Raw genomic sequence first — 17,790 nt, 5'->3', positions numbered from 1 at the left:
CCCCTACATCAAGATTTGTGGCAACTGGAAAAATAAGTGAGGGAGCAACTGCCTAAAAAAATCAATTCATTTAGCTAACCATCAGTGGTGATGAAGAATAACCCCCACTAAGTTGAAATGTCATTTTATTAAAGGATAAACTTAAGATAACGAAAATTTTCATTTTTCGCAAAAGTTTAAAAATTATTTGTATTGGGTGATGAATGCCGTAATTGATGTATAATAGGGATGAGGTGAAACGATGAGAAAATCAGATAATGATACCGATCACCAAGATATTATTGACGAAGATTTATACGAAGAAATTGAAGATGAAGAATTAATTGAAATTTTAAAAGAAGAGCGCCAAAAAGCTTATCAAAAAGACAAGGATGAGGGAAATAAACCAAAACGTCCTTTTCCGAAATGGATTTTTTGGGTGATTGCGCTGGCGATGGGCATCAATGTGATCGCAGTTATCCCTCAGACCTATTCGATTCCGGCGATTGATTTCTTAATTACATCAGCGAAGTTATCAACAGATCCAACCATTGATGAGTATCAGGAATCTGTTGTGGTGATTGAATCGGAAAATAGCAAAGGGACTGGTTTTTCGATAACTTCTGATGGATATATTATTACTAATCATCACGTTATTGAGGATAAACGACAGTTGGCGGTTGCCTATCCCGAACAAGGACTTTTTCAAGCGGAAGTGGAAGCTAGTTTCCCTGAAGTCGATCTTGCTGTATTGAAAGTGGATGGGGAAGACTTTCCTTATTTAGAGCTAGCCGATGAAACGGCATTCGAAAAGGATGATCCCATTCGATTTATTGGTAATCCATTACGGTTTAATGGGATTGCCAATGAAGGAACGGTGATCGGGTATACGGACCTTAAAGATTGGGAGCAACCAGTCATGATGTTACAAGCTCCGATTTACCGTGGTAACAGTGGAAGTCCTGTCATAGACCAAAACGGGGAAGTGATTGGGGTTGTTTTTGCTACTTTACGCCATCAGCAATATGGCCGAGTTGGTTTAGCTGTTCCGATCGATTATTTTCAAGAAAAGAGAGATCAAAATCCAAACGCTAGCTAGTTATTGGGTTGTTTTAAGAAGATCTATGTTGTTCATGATAACCATTGGTTGAAATGAAGGTCAAATATGCATGAGCGAGCGACTAGCGGAATAATGAACCTGCTTAGATAATGGTGTTAGTAAATGGTTGTAAAGTTTAGCGTATAAATGAAGAAACGAATAAGGCTGGTTGCTTCATTAAAGCAACCAGCCTTATTTTATACTTCCATAATCGCTGCCGGAGTATGTCCCATGGCATGGTCAATATATTGAAGAAGTTCTTCATGGCTTCTCATGACTTGCTCTTCACTACGTTGATAGTGGAAGGCATGCAAGAAAACCTCAATTTTTTTAGAAAGGATATCGTCATTGGTCCGAACCATCAGGACAAGTAAGTCATCCCATTGTCCCCATAGTGTATAGTATAACGCTTTATCATAATCAGGGATATACATGAAAGAAACTCCCCTTTCTTAAAGGGTCTAGTAGGAAACCCCATGTACAAGACAATTGTATAGTTTTTTCCTTTAATAAACATATGCCCTGTACTTATAAAGTGTTCTTAACCTTCGATATGTTATGCATGAACTGTAGTTAACAAATTCATCCTATTCCATCCATACATTGCTTGTTTTGAATAAAGTATAGCGAATTACATTGGATGCATACTAAAGTTAACTCTTGAAAAGGAGGTATCACCAATGAATTGGAAAGCCGTTGGTTTAACTTTAGTTGCTTCATTTACACTTACTGCATGTGGTAACAATGGACAAGATGTTGGACAACCTGGGGTAGATAACGGGGTGCAGCAAACAAGGTTTAATAACACCAGTGATTACCCAAGTCCAACTGGTAATACAGGGAATTACACTTATCCAAGGTTTGATGGGAATAATCAAGAGTACCGAGGGATGTTTAGTAACAACCTAGATCCAAGGTATCGTAGTGATAGTTATGGGGTAAACGATCGCAATAACATGAATAACCAAGGTGTCAATTATCGTCGAAATAACGATAATGACTATGTTGATCGTAATAATGAAATTGCCCGTAACAATGAATTTAATAATCGAAACCTAGCCAACAATGACAACAATGATCGAGATAACGATCAAAACCGCTTTGAAGTAGCAGATCAAGCGGCTGATCGTATTGCAAATAAAGTAAATGAAGTAGAAGAAGCATATGTGTTAACAACTGATAACAATGCATATGTAGCTGTTGAGTTAGACCGTGACAACAATACAGACAATGATCAAAGACGTAACGGTAACAATGGTGATAATGTAAGTGAGAAAGTTGAACAACAAATTAGTCGTGTTGTCCAATCAGTCGACAATGATATCGACAATGTTTATGTATCGACAAACCCTGATTTCGTTAATTTAACAAACAGATATGTCGATGATATGAACAATGGAGAGCCGGTTGAAGGTTTCTTCGAAGAGTTTGGTGAAATGATTCAACGTGTATTCCCAACTGCACGATAACTGTAGTGGAACAATTACGTTCATTGCATTAGAGCTAATTGAGAAACGGTGCTGTACATACAGCACCGTTTTCGTTATATTCCCCATGAAACGCAGTAAGACCAGTACAAAAGCTTCCTCTTGTTAAACTTGAGGTGACAGACATTTTGATGTTATGATTAGTGCAAATGTGCTAGGGAGTGGAAGTCAATGGCTGAAAAAATGAACGTAGAAAGTTTTAATCTTGATCATACAAAAGTAAAAGCACCATACATTCGTCTTGTCGGTGTAACAACAGGTCAAAGCGGTGATAAAGTTTATAAATATGATATCCGTTTTTGCCAACCGAATAAAGACCACATGGATATGCCTGGTTTGCATTCGATTGAGCATTTAATGGCTGAAAATATTCGCAATCATATTGATAATGTGTTGGATATCGGCCCAATGGGTTGTCAAACAGGCTTTTATTTGGCAATACTTAATAATGATAGCTTTGATGATATTGTAGAGGCACTTTCCAAAACATTACAAGATGTATTGGAAGCAGATGAAGTTCCAGCATGTAATGAAGTACAATGTGGCTGGGCAGCGAATCATAGCCTAGAAGGTGCAAAAGACATCGCCAAACGTATGCTTGATAAACAAGACGAGTGGCATATTGTTTTCGCGGATGAAGCATAAGGAATACATTGCTTAAGCAGAAGATTGTGTAAATCTTCTGCTTGATTTTATTACATATTTTGAAAGATGAGGAAGTGTAAATAACATGGATGCAGTTCTAAATTATTTAAAAGAAAATCGAGAACAACAACTAAACAAATTAAATGAATTTCTGTCGATTCCAAGTGTCAGTACGGACAGTGTACATAAACAAGATGTCGAGAAAGCTGCTCATTTTGTAGCTAACTATTTAAAAGAAATTGGTTTTGATCAAGTAGATGTGCAACAAACAAAAGGGCATCCACTTGTGTATGGTGAGTGGAATGGTGCAGGCGAACAAGCACCAACGGTATTATTTTATGGTCACTATGATGTTCAACCAGCAGATCCGTTAGAACTATGGGAAAGTGAGCCATTCCAACCGGAAATCCGCGATGGAAGACTGTATGCGCGTGGTGCCAGTGATGATAAAGGACAAGTCTTCATGCATTTGGCAGTATTTGAAGCATATATGAAAACAAATGGCAAGCTACCGATTAATGTGAAAGTTTGTATTGAAGGGGAAGAAGAAATAGGTAGTGAAAATTTATATGAGATTCTAGAAAAACAAAAAGAGCAATTTAATGCTGATTTTGCAGTTATTTCCGATTCAGGTATGGTCGATACAGGTCAACCCTCCATTGTGTATGGTTTAAAAGGATTTACTGGGCTTGAATTCACTGTTAACGGACCTTCCAGTGATTTACACTCAGGAATTTACGGTGGTGCGGTAAGGAACCCTGCAATGGCTATGTCGCATTTACTGGCATCGTTAAAAGATGTGAATGAAGTGGTGAAAGTAGAAGGTTTTTATGACAATGTGGAGGAATTAACTGACAGCGAGCGACAATTAATGAAAGATGCACCAGGAGAAGATTATACGAAGACTACAGGAGTGAAGGAAACGGTTTCTGAACAAGGTTTTACTGCCAAAGAACATACGATGGCACGGCCGACTATGGAGATTAATGGTCTTTTCGGTGGTTATCAAGGCGAAGGAACGAAAACGATCATTCCGTCATCGGCAACCGCTAAATTAACGTGCCGTCTTGTACCAGGACAAGATCCAGATCATATTCAAGATTTATTGGTCGATCATTTAGAAAAAAACTTACCAGCTGGTGTCACAATCGACATTACACGTGAGGCTTTATCTGCCAAAGCATATAAAGTGGATCCCAATAATCCGTTAATCACCAAAGCGGCTGCTAGTTTAGAAAAGGCATTTGGTAAAGAAGCCGTTTATGTACGAATGGGTGGTTCGATTCCAGTTGTGGAGTCGATTGATTCAATATACAACATTCCAGTTGTATTATTAGGATTTGGTACTCCAGAAGACCGCTTGCATTCTCCAAATGAAAGTTTTCCATTAGAAAACTTTGATAAAGGGATGGAAACGATTGTCCACTACTGGGAAGAAGTAGCGAATAACAAATAAGAAAAACACGTGAATTCGTATAGAATTCACGTGTTTTCTTATGGCATCGGAAAGTTGTCACGGCAGATTCACCTGGAATAAATTAAAATACAAGCCAATGGGTACTCTATAAACGAGGAGGCGTAGCTATGATCAATCAAGACTTCGACCGCTTTGTAGAGTACCAAAAGAAGGAAAAAACAACTTATCTAGGTAATGGCAAAAGAGGAAGGAATATCGACCCTAAAACGAACCAACGAGGCAATACCGATAAAAATGTAGGTGCAACCGGAAGAGAAATAGAATAAATGAATCCCCCTTATTAAACAAAGGAGTTGACAAATTGTTGTTAAGGTTCTATGATGTATTTTGCTTATCATATGAACTATGTTTAATAAGGGGGTAATTACCATCATTCCAATCATTTTACTTGGTTTTATACTTGTTTTTTACTTTTCCTATACGAGGTATTTTCCTGTTTATGGAGTACCGTGCATTGATCAAGCAAATCAATCAAACGACTCGAATGTCACGGTGGACCTTCGAGATTATGTGACAGCAGATCGAAGTGAACTAAAGGGATCGGTGGTAATGCCTGTTGCCTATTTGAAACGACACTACCGTGAACTACCAAAACAACAAGCTATTCATATTATTGCAGCAGACCGCGTGGAAAAAAACATTGGTGCACGCTTTTTGAACCAGAAAGGCTACAATGTTGTTGGTTATACCCTGTCAGAATGCGGATGTCGTAATAAGTAGTTTGAAAATCCACACCCGTACAAGTGTGGATTTTTTGTTTGGAAAAAGAATTAAAAAACAGGATAACTTTCTTCATCATTCGGACTAGTATTTCATATAGTATTGGTAATACACCAAAAGGGGAGATCGTTTTTGAAACAAACGGATCAAAAAAATCTTCAGAGGGCAATTGAGGAAATAACGGAAATTGCAGAAGGGTTTGGCTTAGATTTTTATCCAATGCGTTATGAAATTTGTCCACCGGAAATCATTTACACGTTTGGTGCCTATGGGATGCCATCAAGGTTCTCGCATTGGAGTTTTGGGAAGCAGTTTCATAAGATGAAGCTTCAATACGATCTAGGGTTGAGCAAGATTTATGAACTAGTCATTAACTCGAATCCATGTTATGCGTTTTTGTTAAATTCTAATAGTTTGATCCAAAACAAGTTAATTGTTGCCCATGTGTTAGCACACTGTGACTTTTTTAAAAATAATGTTCGATTCCAAAATACCAATCGCGATATGGTGGAGAGTATGTCGGCAACTGCAGAAAGAATTGCTGCCTATGAAAAAATATATGGAATTGAGGAAGTGGAGTCCTTTTTAGATGCGGTACTAGCAATTCAAGAACATATCGATCCAGCATTGCTGAAGCCCAAGCTGGATTGGGAAATGGAAGAAGAATTGAACGAAGAGCCTCCTACTGTGACAACCCCATATGATGATTTATGGAACTTGGATCAAGATAAGTCCAACCTAAAACGTCCAAGGAAGAAAAAGAAATCATTCCCCCCAAAACCAGAAAAAGATTTACTCTTATTTATCGAAGAATACAGTCGGAATCTTGAAGATTGGCAGCGTGATATTTTAACGATGATGCGTGAGGAAATGTTATACTTTTGGCCACAATTAGAAACTAAAATTATGAACGAAGGTTGGGCCTCTTATTGGCATCAACGGATTTTACGGGAAATGGATCTTACAAGTGATGAAGCGATCGAATTTGCAACCCTTAACGCAGGAGTAGTTCAGCCGTCCAAAACACAAATAAACCCTTATTATCTTGGCGTGAAAATGTTTGAAGATATTGAAGAACGTTATAATAATCCTACCGAAGAGATGCGTAAGTTTGGGGTTGAACCAGGATCAGGCAGAGAAAAGATTTTTGAAGTGCGTGAGATTGAATCAGACATTTCGTTTATTCGAAACTATCTAACGAAAGATTTTGTTGATCGAGAAGATATGTATTTGTTTCAAAAAGAAGGAAATGAGTACAAAATTAGTGATAAGAATTGGGAAAATGTAAGGGACCAGTTGATCACGATGCGACTCAATGGTGGATTCCCTTACATCACGGTTCAAAATGGTGACTTTTATCATAACGGGGAATTGTATTTAAAACATCATTATGAAGATGTGGAATTGGATCTCACTTATTTGGAAAAAACGTTGCCATATATCCATCAACTTTGGGGAAGAACTGTTCATATGGAAACCGTTGTAGAGGATAAAGATGTGTTGTTCACTTATGATGGAAATGACGTAAAGAAAAAGTATTTATAGTAGTGTTTGCCAAGGCCAAATCGCTGATGCGGTTTGGTTTTTTGTTTTACATAAAGGAAAGAATGTATCTCGGAGCAACCGTCGTGTGACTCCCGCTTTAAAACATGAAATAAAACGGAGAATGTGTAAGTGGGTGTGAACGGACGCTAACACCCCGATTCGTTCAACTAACAATTAGTGGGGAAGGACAAAAACCCCCACTGATTGGGTTTTTACTTTATGGTAGACTAGTTTTAATATGACAGGGAGGGATTGCGGTGTTTTTACATAAAATTGATGATGAAGTTGCTTTAAAACTGATCGACCACTCGGATGCAGAAAGTATTTTTGCCCTAACGAATCAATTTCGAGATTACCTTCGAGAATGGTTGTCATGGGTAGACAATACGAAACAACTTTCGGATACAAGGTCGTACATTGAGGGATGCTTAAAAGGGTATGCTGCACAGACAAGTTTAACAACAGTTATCTTAGTTGAAGAAACAATTGTTGGTGTTGCAGGTTTTAATGAGATTAACTGGTCTAATAAAACAGTACAAATTGGTTATTGGTTAGGAAAAGAATATCAAGGCAGGGGTATTATGACGAAGGTAGCTCAGGCGCTAACAACATATGCTTTTGAGGTAATCCGTATGAACAAAGTTGAAATAAGAGCGGCAGCAGGAAACAGCAAAAGTAGAAGTATTCCAGAAAGATTGGATTTTAAGAAAGAAGGATGTATACGACAAGCAGAATGGTTATATGATCATTTTGTCGATCACGTTGTGTATGGAAAATTAAAAGAGGAGCGACGAGATACACACAACAAATGAAGTTATTTTAATGATTTTAAAAATTTTTGTTAAAAATTACGTGTAAAAATTTTAAAAACGGTAATAATAAAAATGCAAGATCAAATAGAAACATGTATTGGAACATGCTAGGAGGCAACAAAGATGGAACAAGGAAAAGTAAAATGGTTTAACAGTGAGAAAGGATTTGGATTTATTGAACGCGAAGATGGGGACGATGTATTCGTTCACTTTTCAGCGATTCAAGAGGAAGGTTTTAAGACTTTAGAGGAAGGTCAAAATGTAACCTTTGATATTGAAGAAGGTCAACGAGGGCCACAAGCAACGAATGTAGCTAAAGTTTAAAATCGAAACCAAACAGATTCCATAGGAGTCTGATTAACTTTCTATAAAAAAAGGCGAGCTAATTAGCTCGCCTTTTTTCGTTTGTTTATCCGCATGTAACTGTCAGTAAGACCCATACTTTTATCTCGGTGCAACCGTCCGTAAGACTCCCACTTCTAAACATGAAGGAAAACTGAAGATGTTTAAGTGGGGGGGACGGATGCTAACACCCCGATTCGTTCAACTAACACTCAGTAGGGGTAGGGCAAAAACCACCGTTTCACTTTATTTTTTAAATTGCTTCATGTTTTTTGTGCCTTCTTCAGTCATTGCTGTTTCTTGTCGATCATCTTTTTTTGTCCCGTAATGGACATTTGTTAATTTTCCTGTATCTTTAGGTTGGAACGTTTTTTTGTTCATATTTATTACCACCTTTCTTACAAGTTTATTGTTCACCAGCAAATGAGAATTATGCTGAGTATAATGGGTCGAAATTTCCTCCTATATGAGAAAAATTAGCTAATTGTATGAGGAAATTGGAAGAAATTGTTTATAAAACTGGTGAATATTGCTATAATTAACATGTATTTTCAGGTATTGAAAATTTTGCTTCAGAAAGGATAAAGATGATGGTTATGTCTTCAAATGAAACAATGAATCAAGAAAGTATGAAGCATCATTGCCTTTCAAATGGAGGGCACATTATATATACCTATAATGATTCGGAAAAATATATACAAAATGCGACTAATTTTATTGCGGAAGGTTTAATGTATCAACAACCTGTTCTATTCTTTGAATACAGGGAGCAACTTCGCAAGGTGAAACGACAGCTTCAACTTGATGGAGTTTCAACTAATCAGTTGGCTGCTATACATTTTGTGGATATAGATGTTATTCATAATTTCCATAAGAACTATGGAAAAGAGGAGTTAATGGATCATTTTGAGACCATGATTGATTCCTATTTTAAGGAGGATAAAGCCTTTCGTATTTGGGGAAAGGTCGATATTCCTGAGGTTTCAACTATTATGGAGTATGAAGCACGATGTGACCAATTGTTCCATCATCAATCACAAGCTGTTTCCGTTTGTGCCTATGATGGACATACGACATCTGCGGCAACATTAGCTGATTTATTAAAGAAACATAATTATTTCATGACTGATGAATTTATTGTCCCTTCCTCTTTATATCATAAAGATGCAACCATTACATCCCCCTCAATTATCGAACAAATGAACCATGAAAAAATGGAAGAGGATGCATTGATTCGGTCGGAACAATTATCATTTGCCGGGCAGTTCGCTGCTGGTATTTGTCATGAAATTCGTAACCCCTTAACAACGATTAAAGGCTTTTTTCAATTGATTAAGGAGCATAAAAGTAATGAAAAGTATTTTCAAGTAATCGAAGACGAATTATCCCGTATTGAACAAATAACGAGTGAATTGCTATTATTGGCAAAACCACATTCAGAAAGTCGCACTAAACATGATTTGATAGAGATTATCAAAAGTGTGAAATTATTGCTTGATTCTCAAGCTGTTATGAAAGCAATTACGCTTGAAACAGTATTTTATAATGAAGAAATTCTTATTGAATGCGAAGATACGAAGATTAAACAAGTGTTAATAAACATGGTGAAAAATGCAATTGAAGTAATGGATCAAGGGGAAATTATTATTGAAGCAAGTATTGAACAAGGTGAGGCGGTTATTTCTATTGCCGATCAAGGGCCAGGTATTCCACAAACACTATTGCCGAAAATAGGTGAACCATTTTTTACGACAAAAGAAAAAGGAAATGGTTTGGGTTTACTCGTTTGTTTTAATATTATTAAAAGTCATCATGGTACGATACAGATCGACAGTGAAGAAGGTAGAGGGACTGTATTCACTATTACCCTTCCATTAGCTGACCAAACATAGCCATCTTCGACTGGGAGATGGTGAAAGTATGTCCTGCTTAAGGGTGGTGACTGAAAGGAATCACCCACAATTGCCTGACTTATTGCATAAAATAAAGGCTTTCACCTTCTGTTTGCACAGGGTAAAAGGGTGATAAGTTGACCTTTTCCTTGTTTTCACTTATCATTATAATTAATTTTCGGAATATTTGTCATAATCTAATTACTTGTGTCGTTTAAGGAGAAAAAAATGGTATTGGATGGTATTGTTATATCGCTTGTTGTCGGTTTTTTACGCAAAGGAAGCTTGAAAGGTTTTATGTATCCTATCTTTTCATTTGGGTGGGTTTTTCCTATTTTGCTATTTTTGCAATTGACTTTTTTTTATTATCAAAACGAAAGTGGACTTATTGCAGTTCTTAGTAATTATATGTACATCTTCATTTACTTGTTAGGCTTATTTTTTTTGTGGATGAATCGACACCTAAAAGGATTCAATATGGTGTTTATCGGTGTATTTCTGAATTTCTTAGTTATGTTCATCAATGGAGGAAGAATGCCAGTTTCAGAAGAAGCATCCGTTATATTAGATCCGTTGTATATAGAGGCAATGAAAGAAGGTTTATATGGAAAGCATGCCATGTTAACTGAATCAACGCGATTACCTTTTTTAGGTGATATTATTCCAATCACTTCTCCGTACCCAAAATCTCAAGTGATCAGTATTGGCGATGTGATTATGAATATCGGTATCTTTCTATTTATCCAAGATAGAATGATTCATAAAAAAGCACAACAACAAGGAGACATAACAACTAATGTACAAGCACAAGAAACGGAGGTGATAAAATGAAACAACAACCAAAGCGAGGGGCCATGGGAATAAAAGTTACTGGACTATTACTAAATGCATTGATTATAGGCTCTTTAATTGCTGGATTAACCTCTGGTTTTAAAATCACTGGAACAGGAGGGCTATAGAATTGATGGAGGGAGAGGATAACTCTTCCTCATATTTATATATAAGTGAGTGATTGTTCATGACAAAAGATTTACAGGTTAATAAATTATATAGTTTTTTAGCAATTTTGTACTTGCTTGGGATTTTTCTATACGTAACCTTTGGTGCTTACTCATTTGGAAATTTATCGGACTGGGTGCTCGGGTATGCGCTAATCGGTGCTACATTAGTTTTAATTCATTACCAAATAGTACTCCCACCTGAAGGTAATTCGTTATCCATGGATTCAGCTATTTATTTAGCTTGTGTATTCGTGTTTGGTGTGAAAATAGCACTGACTGTGTTGTTATTTAGCAATATCATATACTTTATTTACTCACGAAGAGATGCGTGGTGGGCGCAATGGTTAAATTTCTCGACCTACACGGTGATGATTGTTGGTTCGCATCTTGCTTTTATCGGATTAGGTGGGACAGTCGGTGAAATTGATCATACGAATGTCGTGCCATATATCGGTGCATTAACAAGTTATTTTTTCATTAATGTTTTGCTGATTGGTCTATTCTTTTTCTTAGCTAGGAGAATCCGGTTGTTAGATGCGTTTAAAGGTGTGACAGAAGGGGTTGTGGAAAGTTATTTAAGTACGCTTTTATTATCGATTATCCTTAGTTTTTTATTACAAACAGCTCCGTTTTTTGGACTGATTCTTTTTACAAGCATTTCGGTACTGCTATCTTACGCATTTAAGCATCATTTTACGTTATATCAAGAAGTGTCAAACAAAGCGAATAAAGACCATCTTACTGGGTTAAACAACCACGGGTATTTTAAAGAAATTCTGGAATCTACATTAGATGAAGTGAAACAGACGGATGAAGTAGTCAGTTTAGCGATGATTGATATCGATGATTTCAAAAAATACAACGATAGTCATGGTCATCTACAAGGAGATCGCTTACTTACTTTCTTTGGTCAAATGTTAGAAGAAACATGTAGGGAGAAAGAGTATGTGATAGCCCGTTATGGTGGGGAAGAGTTTGTGATCTTGATGCGCCAAACTTCAGAACAGGATGCGGCTAGATTTATCGATTGCTTTCGTAAACAGGTGAATGACACGTATTTTGACGGAGTAGAATTACTACCTTATGGCTGCTTATCGTTTTCGGCAGGAATAGCGGGGTACTCAAAAGATATTACTAGTCTATCGGAATTTTTAAGTCATGCCGACCAAGCGATGTATTATGCCAAATCTCAAGGGAAAAACAATACACATATTTTTGGGGATGAAATTAATGTCATTAATCTTGATCAACAAATAGAAGAGTTGGAACAACAGCTCCAATTATTTTTAGGGAAGGATATTTATACATACCGTCATAGTAAAAGGGTTTATAAATATGCGGTGGAGTTTAGTAAGTTATTGTCTTTAAAAGATTCCGAGAAAAAGACATTTATATTAGGTGCATTAATTCATGATATTGGAAAGCTTGAAGTACCGAGGCACGTAATCAATAAAAAAGAGAAATTAACTAAAGAAGAATGGGAAATGATCAAAAAACATGTCATTTGGGGAAGAGATATTGTTGCTGCTAACAAAAAACTTGCCCCATTAGTTCCGTTAGTCGAACTACATCACGAGCGTTATGATGGTAGAGGTTATCCACATGGGTTGAAAGGGGAAGAGATCCCTAAGTTAGCTCGAATTCTATGTATTGTTGATTCTTTTGATGCCATGACGACAGAACGCCCATACCAAAAAACGAAATCCTATCAAGAGGCTTTATGCGAATTAGAACTGTGTGCAGGCACACAGTTTGATCCTGACTATGTTAAACCATTTAAACAGTATATCGAAAACAAATACTTACTTTATGAGGACACGAATATTTCTTAAACAAGGAGCTGGGGTGCAAGCTTCTTGTTTTTTGTTTTATTTTTTAAAAGATTGTTGTTACATATAAGCTATATAATACGCATTAACCTCCACTGTCCTTTATAAAATGAGTGCTAATATATCGCTGCGGAAATACACTCCGCTTTCCACGGGCGGCTGATGAGCCTCCTTGAAAATAAAGAACAATTTTCTGCGTGCGATGTAACGCTGCCGTAGCCTTCCTTGTCCTCGCTCGTCCCTCACTGCGGGGTCTCACCTAGGCCTTTCCTCCCGTAGGACAAGGAAAGCTACAGTGAATTCACATCGGACGCAGAAAAAATGGTTTCCCTTTTCAAGGAGTCTTCGTGTATTTCCTCCGCTATTTAGTGTGCATTGAAGTCAGGTAGCATTTTTAAAATTGATATTATTACGTATTTACACTTTTCATTAACCAGAAAATTTACGCCAGCGTAGGCAGAATGCGGAGACTCCTCGAAAATAAAAAACCATTTTCTTCGTTCGATGTATCGCTGCCGAAGCGATAGTATAACACTCATTTCAATCAGAGTGAAAGAAAGCAAAGTTTCTGCGCAGTATAGAGTAACTGCGCACCAAAACTTACGTAAAGAGCCTTTCGTTTAAAATGTACTCAAGAAAATCACAATTGCCAGTATGATGATGATAGTACTAACGAAAATAAGTGAATATTTTCGAGATGCATGTGCATCTTGTATTTCTTGCCAGTTGACGGGTTTAATGCCACTGAACCAAAAAACGAGAATGGCGGATAAGACGATGGAAGTAATGTTAACAGACAACAATATAAAAGGTGTGATAGATTCTGCCCACTCCCCAGAACCTAACATCATTCCAAAAACAACGCCTGGTGGAAGCAAGGCAACGGATACCATAACCCCTACTAATGCTTCAGAGCTCCTCTTAATAAAAGAAAGTGCTCCGGCAGCCCCTGCAGCTAAGGCTACTGCAATGTCCATTATTTCTATTTTTGTTCGGGCGACGAATTCATCACTATCTAATGGAAGTTCGAAAATAAATCCAAAAATGGCTGCAACCATGAGTGGGACGAATAGTCCATAGAGAGAAGTGATCACCGATTGTCTCATTAATTTATAGTCTCCTAATACAGAAGCAAACGCTAATGACGTAAATGGACCGATTAAAGGTGCAATCACCATTGCCCCGATGACTATTGCTGGACTATTCTTCATAATACCAGCAGTTGCTACAATAGAAGAAAGAAGCAAAAACCATGTAAAGCTTAAATTTATTTCACTTGATGAATGCACAACGGAATATAACTCATGCCTACTAGCACGTAATATTTCCGCTTTCTTTTTTTGTGGATTTTCTTCGACTTGTTCTTGCTCTTCAACTCTTGGGATATAAGAGTGGATGTTATAGAGTAAAGCATGCAAATTGTCATTGTATTCAGCGTCAACCTCTAGAAAATCTAAAATCTCTTCAGATTGATTTTTTTTGACTAAAATTCTAACGAGCTCAAAATTGTCTGAATAACTAGAATGCCAATGCTCAATGATCGAAAATTCCTCTAATTTATTTGTGAAATAAGTTAGCGCACTTGTTGGTAAGTAAACTTCAATTAATTGTAATTCCATATGATTTATCCCCCATTTATACGTATATAGTTTGGATAAGATAACACTTTTTTATGTAAGATTACGATCTAAAAAGAAAGGCATGTGATAAAAATGAACAAAAGAGCAAACAATGAATATATACGTTATTACATTTGGAGGGAAGGTACGTGTTCATCGCAATTATCTTCTTTATTTTTGTGTCTTTTTTCTTATCTGGAAGTGAGACAGCACTAACTGCTGTTAATCGGATGAAAGTGCAAACGAAAGCGGAACAAGATGATCCTTCGTCTAAGCGCTTGTTAAAATTAATTTCCAAACCGAATGAGTTGATTACAGCTATTTTAATTGGTAACAATATATCGAATATTATGCTGCCGACGCTTGTGACAGTTGTTGCAATTGAGCATGGTTTTAATGTTGGACTAGCAACCGGAATTTTAACTGTAGTGTTAATCATTTTTGCTGAAGTTGTTCCTAAATCAATTGCGACTACATTTTCGGATCGAGTTGCTTACATAGTTTCACCAGTGATCCGAATTTTAGTTGTGATTCTGAAACCAATTAGTTATGTGTTGTTAAAATTTACTGGTGTGATTATTTCGTTATTGTCAAAAGGAAAGGTGACAGAAGCGACTGTTTCCAAAGAAGAGCTAAAAACAATGGTTGATATTGCATTACAGGAAGGGACGTTTCATGATGAAGAAACACAACATATAAAAGGAGCAATTGATTTTTATAGTAAAGACGTTCGCGACGCATTAAAGACACCGAGAATTGAAATACAGGGTATACCTTTTGGGGCTAGTTTTGAACATACACGGGAAATTGTACTTGCAAGTAGCTTTACTAGGTACCCAGTCTATAAAGAAAGTATGGATCAGATTGTAGGGGTATTTCACTCAAAGCTACTATTGGAGTGGTCAATTCATCCAAAAAAAGAATTAAAACAACTTACTGATTTGGATCCACTATTTGTGTCTGAAACGATCTCGATTGAAAAAGTGTTTAAAATGATGCTAAAGGAAAAGAAACATATGGCGATTGTGATTGATGAGTACGGAGGAACGACCGGAATTATAACGAATGAAGATATTATCGAAGCGATGATTGGGCTTGAAATTGAAGATGAGACAGATGAAGAAGAGGATGTCCTAATTGACGAATTGACGGAATCTCATATTATCTGTCATGGAAAGTTAGTTATTCGCCGTTTAAATGAAGTATTTAAAACGAAGATTCCTGAGGAAGAAGATATTTTGGCAGGTTTTTTATATAAAGAATTTGGTCATATCCCTACAAAAGGGGAGCAGTTAGAATTTCATCATTTACGTTTTGAAGTATTGGAAATGGATGAGAATAAAATTACGCAAGTCAAAATTACGAAGCGTATTAATCAAAGTAATTAGTCTTTCATCGTAGAAGATGTGCTTGAATAGGAGAATGTCTTCTACTTCAGGAGTGTAGGAGGAATATTCACAAATTACAATCCTACCTTCCTAAAGTGCAATGATTCGCTTTTCGATTGTTTTAAAATGTGACTAAAGAATGAAGAGAGCAACGTTTTTTCTATTAATTTAAACCACTAATGACATTTGTCACTTTTTATCATTAACAAACTAAGCTATGGTTAGTTTCATTATAGATAATATTAATTTTACATTGGTGAAGGGGAAATAGAATGAAAAAGATTGCATGGATTACAGACAGTACCTGTGGACTATCTAATGACTTTATTAGAAAGCATAATATTCATGTGCTACCTTTAAGTGTGATTGTTAATGGAAAATCGTATAAAGATGATATCGATATTAGTAAAGAAGAATTTTACACCTTATTAAAAGACTATGGTAATGGAGCGAAAACAAGCCAACCGGCCTATGGAGATTTTATTACCTTATATGAACAGTTAAAAGAAGAGTACGATTGTGGAATCGCCATTCATGCCTCAAGTGAATTAACAGGGACTTATCAAAGTTCCTTATCAGCTTCAGAAATGGTTGGTTTTCCTGTTGAAGTGATCGATTCAAAAATAGGAGCATATCCTTTAGGTAAAATGATAACGAATGGTATCGAACTTGAACAAGCTGGTAAAAGTTATGAACAAATTGTAGAAACGGTTAAAACCTATCCAAATTTGGCAGAAATGTTTTTGCTACCTGAAAACTTAGAACAATTGAAGAAGAGTGGAAGGGTAAGTACAACTCAGTCTGTATTTGCAAGTTTGATGCATATTAACTTATTACTTGGCTTTGACAATGGAAAAGTTGTTGTTAAAGAGAAAGTAAGAATGAAGAAACGAGCGAAGAGAAGATTATTTCATTTAATTGATGAAGCAATCGAAAACCATCAGTTAAATGAATTGTGTATTTTACATGCTGGTGTAAAAGAACAAGCAGTTAAATGGAAAGAAGAATTAGAAAAGGTACATGATGATTTGAAAATCAAAATAGAGACGCTAGTTCCAGTAGCTGGGGTGCACACTGGCTTTGGGACTATGAGTGTGGCGTGGTTACGTTCCGGTTGATGAAAAACTATTTAAGTTGCTCTGCTTTATCTCGGTGCAACCGTCTGTATGACTCCAACTTCATATGTAACGGAGATGTTTAAGTGGGAGTAAACTTTCGTAATCCCCCCGATTGGTTCAAGGGTCTGCGGGTCACGCCTTGTGGTACTAACACTCAGTTGGGGGAAGAGCAAAAACCCTCACTGAGTGAAGTTTTGCTTTATCCCGCATGTAACTGGCAATAGGACCCCATTTCAATCAACGAGGTAAAACCTAAGAAGCATAGTGAGGCAGCTGTCAGTAAATGTCTAATTGTGTTCAACTAGCAATTAGTCCAGGAAAAAAGCCCCCTCACTGATTGAAGTTTCACTTTATGATACAATAGGAAAAAATTGGGTTGAAGATTGCTATTGTATATAGTAATGATCCGTGGTATATTATAAATCTCTCATCAAGAGAGACGAACACAGCGAACAACTTCAAAAAAAGTTGTTGACTTTAAGTTTCGTAACATGGTATATTATTAGAGTCGCTTCAAACGACAAGAAAAAAATAAATGTTGAATTAAGAAAGTTATTGACAAACAAACAACAACATGATACAATGTTTATTGTCGCTAAAAAATAACACTAACTTTTGATCTTTGAAAACTGAACAAAACAACCAGTATGAAACAGATTAGGTAAGACGTTTCATTCGTTTGAAACGATTAACCTTGAATCAATTTTTTGAAAGCTAGTTTTTGTATGAGTGAAAGACACTCTTTCTATTATGGAGAGTTTGATCTTGGCTCAGGACGAACGCTGGCGGCGTGCCTAATACATGCAAGTCGAGCGCGGGAAGCAAGCAATCACCCTT

18 protein-coding genes and 1 rRNA gene are annotated in these 17,790 nt (G+C 36.7%); 16 read left to right on the top strand and 3 right to left on the bottom strand.

What is annotated here, in order from left to right; translation table 11 throughout:
• Positions 1-241: 241 nt before the first annotated feature.
• Positions 242-1,078, top strand: coding sequence for a S1C family serine protease (locus tag FCI53_RS19220; protein WP_138420623.1), 837 nt, complete (start codon positions 242-244; stop codon positions 1,076-1,078).
• 197 nt (positions 1,079-1,275) lie between these two features.
• On the opposite strand, the gene FCI53_RS19215 is transcribed toward FCI53_RS19220, so the two are convergent.
• Positions 1,276-1,512: a YhdB family protein gene (locus tag FCI53_RS19215; protein WP_138420622.1), complete on the bottom strand. Its 237-nt coding sequence runs from the start codon at positions 1,510-1,512 to the stop codon at positions 1,276-1,278.
• 246 nt (positions 1,513-1,758) lie between these two features.
• Here FCI53_RS19215 and FCI53_RS19210 point away from each other — a divergent pair, with 246 nt between their 5' ends.
• The 8 genes from FCI53_RS19210 to FCI53_RS19180 all read left to right on the top strand — a co-directional run bounded on the left by FCI53_RS19210 (position 1,759) and on the right by FCI53_RS19180 (position 8,088).
• Positions 1,759-2,547 (top strand): YhcN/YlaJ family sporulation lipoprotein, encoded by a 789-nt coding sequence (locus tag FCI53_RS19210; protein WP_138420621.1) that lies wholly within the window; start codon positions 1,759-1,761, stop codon positions 2,545-2,547.
• Between the two features lie 189 nt (positions 2,548-2,736).
• Positions 2,737-3,210 carry an S-ribosylhomocysteine lyase gene (locus FCI53_RS19205; RefSeq protein WP_138420620.1) on the top strand — a complete coding sequence of 158 codons (474 nt, stop codon included), beginning with the start codon at positions 2,737-2,739 and terminating at the stop codon, positions 3,208-3,210.
• A gap of 85 nt (positions 3,211-3,295) precedes the next feature.
• The gene (locus tag FCI53_RS19200) at positions 3,296-4,666 is read left to right on the top strand and encodes a dipeptidase (protein WP_138420619.1); all 1,371 of its coding nucleotides are present in this window, start codon (positions 3,296-3,298) and stop codon (positions 4,664-4,666) included.
• A gap of 128 nt (positions 4,667-4,794) precedes the next feature.
• Positions 4,795-4,953, top strand: a complete 159-nt coding sequence (locus FCI53_RS21605; RefSeq protein ID WP_171038248.1) for a hypothetical protein — start codon at positions 4,795-4,797, stop codon at positions 4,951-4,953.
• Between the two features lie 79 nt (positions 4,954-5,032).
• Entirely contained in the window at positions 5,033-5,407 is a 375-nt protein-coding gene (locus FCI53_RS19195) for a rhodanese-like domain-containing protein (RefSeq protein WP_138420618.1), read from the top strand.
• A gap of 132 nt (positions 5,408-5,539) precedes the next feature.
• Positions 5,540-6,952, top strand: a complete 1,413-nt coding sequence (locus tag FCI53_RS19190) for a SpoVR family protein (RefSeq protein ID WP_138420617.1) — start codon at positions 5,540-5,542, stop codon at positions 6,950-6,952.
• Positions 6,953-7,209: 257 nt separating this feature from the next.
• The gene (locus tag FCI53_RS19185; RefSeq protein ID WP_138420616.1) at positions 7,210-7,764 is read left to right on the top strand and encodes a GNAT family N-acetyltransferase; all 555 of its coding nucleotides are present in this window, start codon (positions 7,210-7,212) and stop codon (positions 7,762-7,764) included.
• A 123-nt stretch (positions 7,765-7,887) separates the two neighbouring features.
• Positions 7,888-8,088, top strand: coding sequence for a cold-shock protein (locus tag FCI53_RS19180; protein WP_138420615.1), 201 nt, complete (start codon positions 7,888-7,890; stop codon positions 8,086-8,088).
• 264 nt (positions 8,089-8,352) lie between these two features.
• Here the strand turns inward: FCI53_RS19180 and FCI53_RS22100 are convergent, their stop codons facing one another.
• On the bottom strand, positions 8,353-8,487 hold the full coding sequence (locus FCI53_RS22100; protein WP_281279568.1) for a hypothetical protein: 135 nt from the start codon (positions 8,485-8,487) through the stop codon (positions 8,353-8,355).
• A 209-nt stretch (positions 8,488-8,696) separates the two neighbouring features.
• On the opposite strand from FCI53_RS22100, the gene FCI53_RS19175 reads away from it, so the two are divergent.
• From FCI53_RS19175 to FCI53_RS19165, 4 genes are all read left to right on the top strand, one after another.
• A complete protein-coding gene (locus FCI53_RS19175; protein ID WP_171038247.1) occupies positions 8,697-9,998 on the top strand; it encodes an ATP-binding protein in 1,302 nt (433 codons plus the stop codon).
• A 228-nt stretch (positions 9,999-10,226) separates the two neighbouring features.
• A complete protein-coding gene (locus tag FCI53_RS19170) occupies positions 10,227-10,829 on the top strand; it encodes a DUF5317 domain-containing protein (RefSeq protein WP_138420613.1) in 603 nt (200 codons plus the stop codon).
• Complete coding sequence (locus FCI53_RS22095) at positions 10,826-10,957, top strand: hypothetical protein (RefSeq protein WP_281279567.1); 132 nt, start codon at positions 10,826-10,828, stop codon at positions 10,955-10,957. The genes FCI53_RS19170 and FCI53_RS22095 overlap by 4 nt, the downstream gene beginning before the upstream one ends.
• Positions 10,958-11,016: 59 nt before the next feature.
• Entirely contained in the window at positions 11,017-12,831 is a 1,815-nt protein-coding gene (locus FCI53_RS19165) for a bifunctional diguanylate cyclase/phosphohydrolase (protein WP_138420612.1), read from the top strand.
• A gap of 617 nt (positions 12,832-13,448) precedes the next feature.
• Here FCI53_RS19165 and FCI53_RS19160 read toward each other — a convergent pair.
• Complete coding sequence (locus tag FCI53_RS19160; protein ID WP_138420611.1) at positions 13,449-14,447, bottom strand: TIGR00341 family protein; 999 nt, start codon at positions 14,445-14,447, stop codon at positions 13,449-13,451.
• 149 nt (positions 14,448-14,596) lie between these two features.
• Between FCI53_RS19160 and FCI53_RS19155 the strand changes: the two genes are divergently transcribed.
• From FCI53_RS19155 to FCI53_RS19145, 3 genes are all read left to right on the top strand, one after another.
• Positions 14,597-15,835, top strand: coding sequence for a hemolysin family protein (locus FCI53_RS19155; protein ID WP_138420610.1), 1,239 nt, complete (start codon positions 14,597-14,599; stop codon positions 15,833-15,835).
• A gap of 272 nt (positions 15,836-16,107) precedes the next feature.
• Entirely contained in the window at positions 16,108-16,953 is an 846-nt protein-coding gene (locus FCI53_RS19150) for a DegV family protein (RefSeq protein ID WP_138420609.1), read from the top strand.
• A 747-nt stretch (positions 16,954-17,700) separates the two neighbouring features.
• Positions 17,701-17,790: ribosomal RNA gene (locus tag FCI53_RS19145) — 16S ribosomal RNA — on the top strand; the annotation flags it as partial.

This window comes from Aquibacillus sediminis (genome assembly GCF_005870085.1).
Lineage (GTDB): Bacteria > Bacillota > Bacilli > Bacillales > Amphibacillaceae > Aquibacillus_E > Aquibacillus_E sediminis.
This window is presented reverse-complemented; position numbering and strand designations above follow the sequence as displayed.

Coding starts and splice junctions, on each gene's coding strand:
- FCI53_RS19220 (WP_138420623.1), top strand. CDS start 242: ATGAGAAAATCAGATAATGATACCGATCACCAAGATATTATTGACGAA.
- FCI53_RS19215 (WP_138420622.1), bottom strand. CDS start 1,512: ATGTATATCCCTGATTATGATAAAGCGTTATACTATACACTATGGGGA.
- FCI53_RS19210 (WP_138420621.1), top strand. CDS start 1,759: ATGAATTGGAAAGCCGTTGGTTTAACTTTAGTTGCTTCATTTACACTT.
- FCI53_RS19205 (WP_138420620.1), top strand. CDS start 2,737: ATGGCTGAAAAAATGAACGTAGAAAGTTTTAATCTTGATCATACAAAA.
- FCI53_RS19200 (WP_138420619.1), top strand. CDS start 3,296: ATGGATGCAGTTCTAAATTATTTAAAAGAAAATCGAGAACAACAACTA.
- FCI53_RS21605 (WP_171038248.1), top strand. CDS start 4,795: ATGATCAATCAAGACTTCGACCGCTTTGTAGAGTACCAAAAGAAGGAA.
- FCI53_RS19195 (WP_138420618.1), top strand. CDS start 5,033: ATGTTTAATAAGGGGGTAATTACCATCATTCCAATCATTTTACTTGGT.
- FCI53_RS19180 (WP_138420615.1), top strand. CDS start 7,888: ATGGAACAAGGAAAAGTAAAATGGTTTAACAGTGAGAAAGGATTTGGA.
- FCI53_RS22100 (WP_281279568.1), bottom strand. CDS start 8,487: ATGAACAAAAAAACGTTCCAACCTAAAGATACAGGAAAATTAACAAAT.
- FCI53_RS19175 (WP_171038247.1), top strand. CDS start 8,697: ATGGTTATGTCTTCAAATGAAACAATGAATCAAGAAAGTATGAAGCAT.
- FCI53_RS19170 (WP_138420613.1), top strand. CDS start 10,227: ATGGTATTGGATGGTATTGTTATATCGCTTGTTGTCGGTTTTTTACGC.
- FCI53_RS22095 (WP_281279567.1), top strand. CDS start 10,826: ATGAAACAACAACCAAAGCGAGGGGCCATGGGAATAAAAGTTACTGGA.
- FCI53_RS19165 (WP_138420612.1), top strand. CDS start 11,017: ATGACAAAAGATTTACAGGTTAATAAATTATATAGTTTTTTAGCAATT.
- FCI53_RS19160 (WP_138420611.1), bottom strand. CDS start 14,447: ATGGAATTACAATTAATTGAAGTTTACTTACCAACAAGTGCGCTAACT.
- FCI53_RS19150 (WP_138420609.1), top strand. CDS start 16,108: ATGAAAAAGATTGCATGGATTACAGACAGTACCTGTGGACTATCTAAT.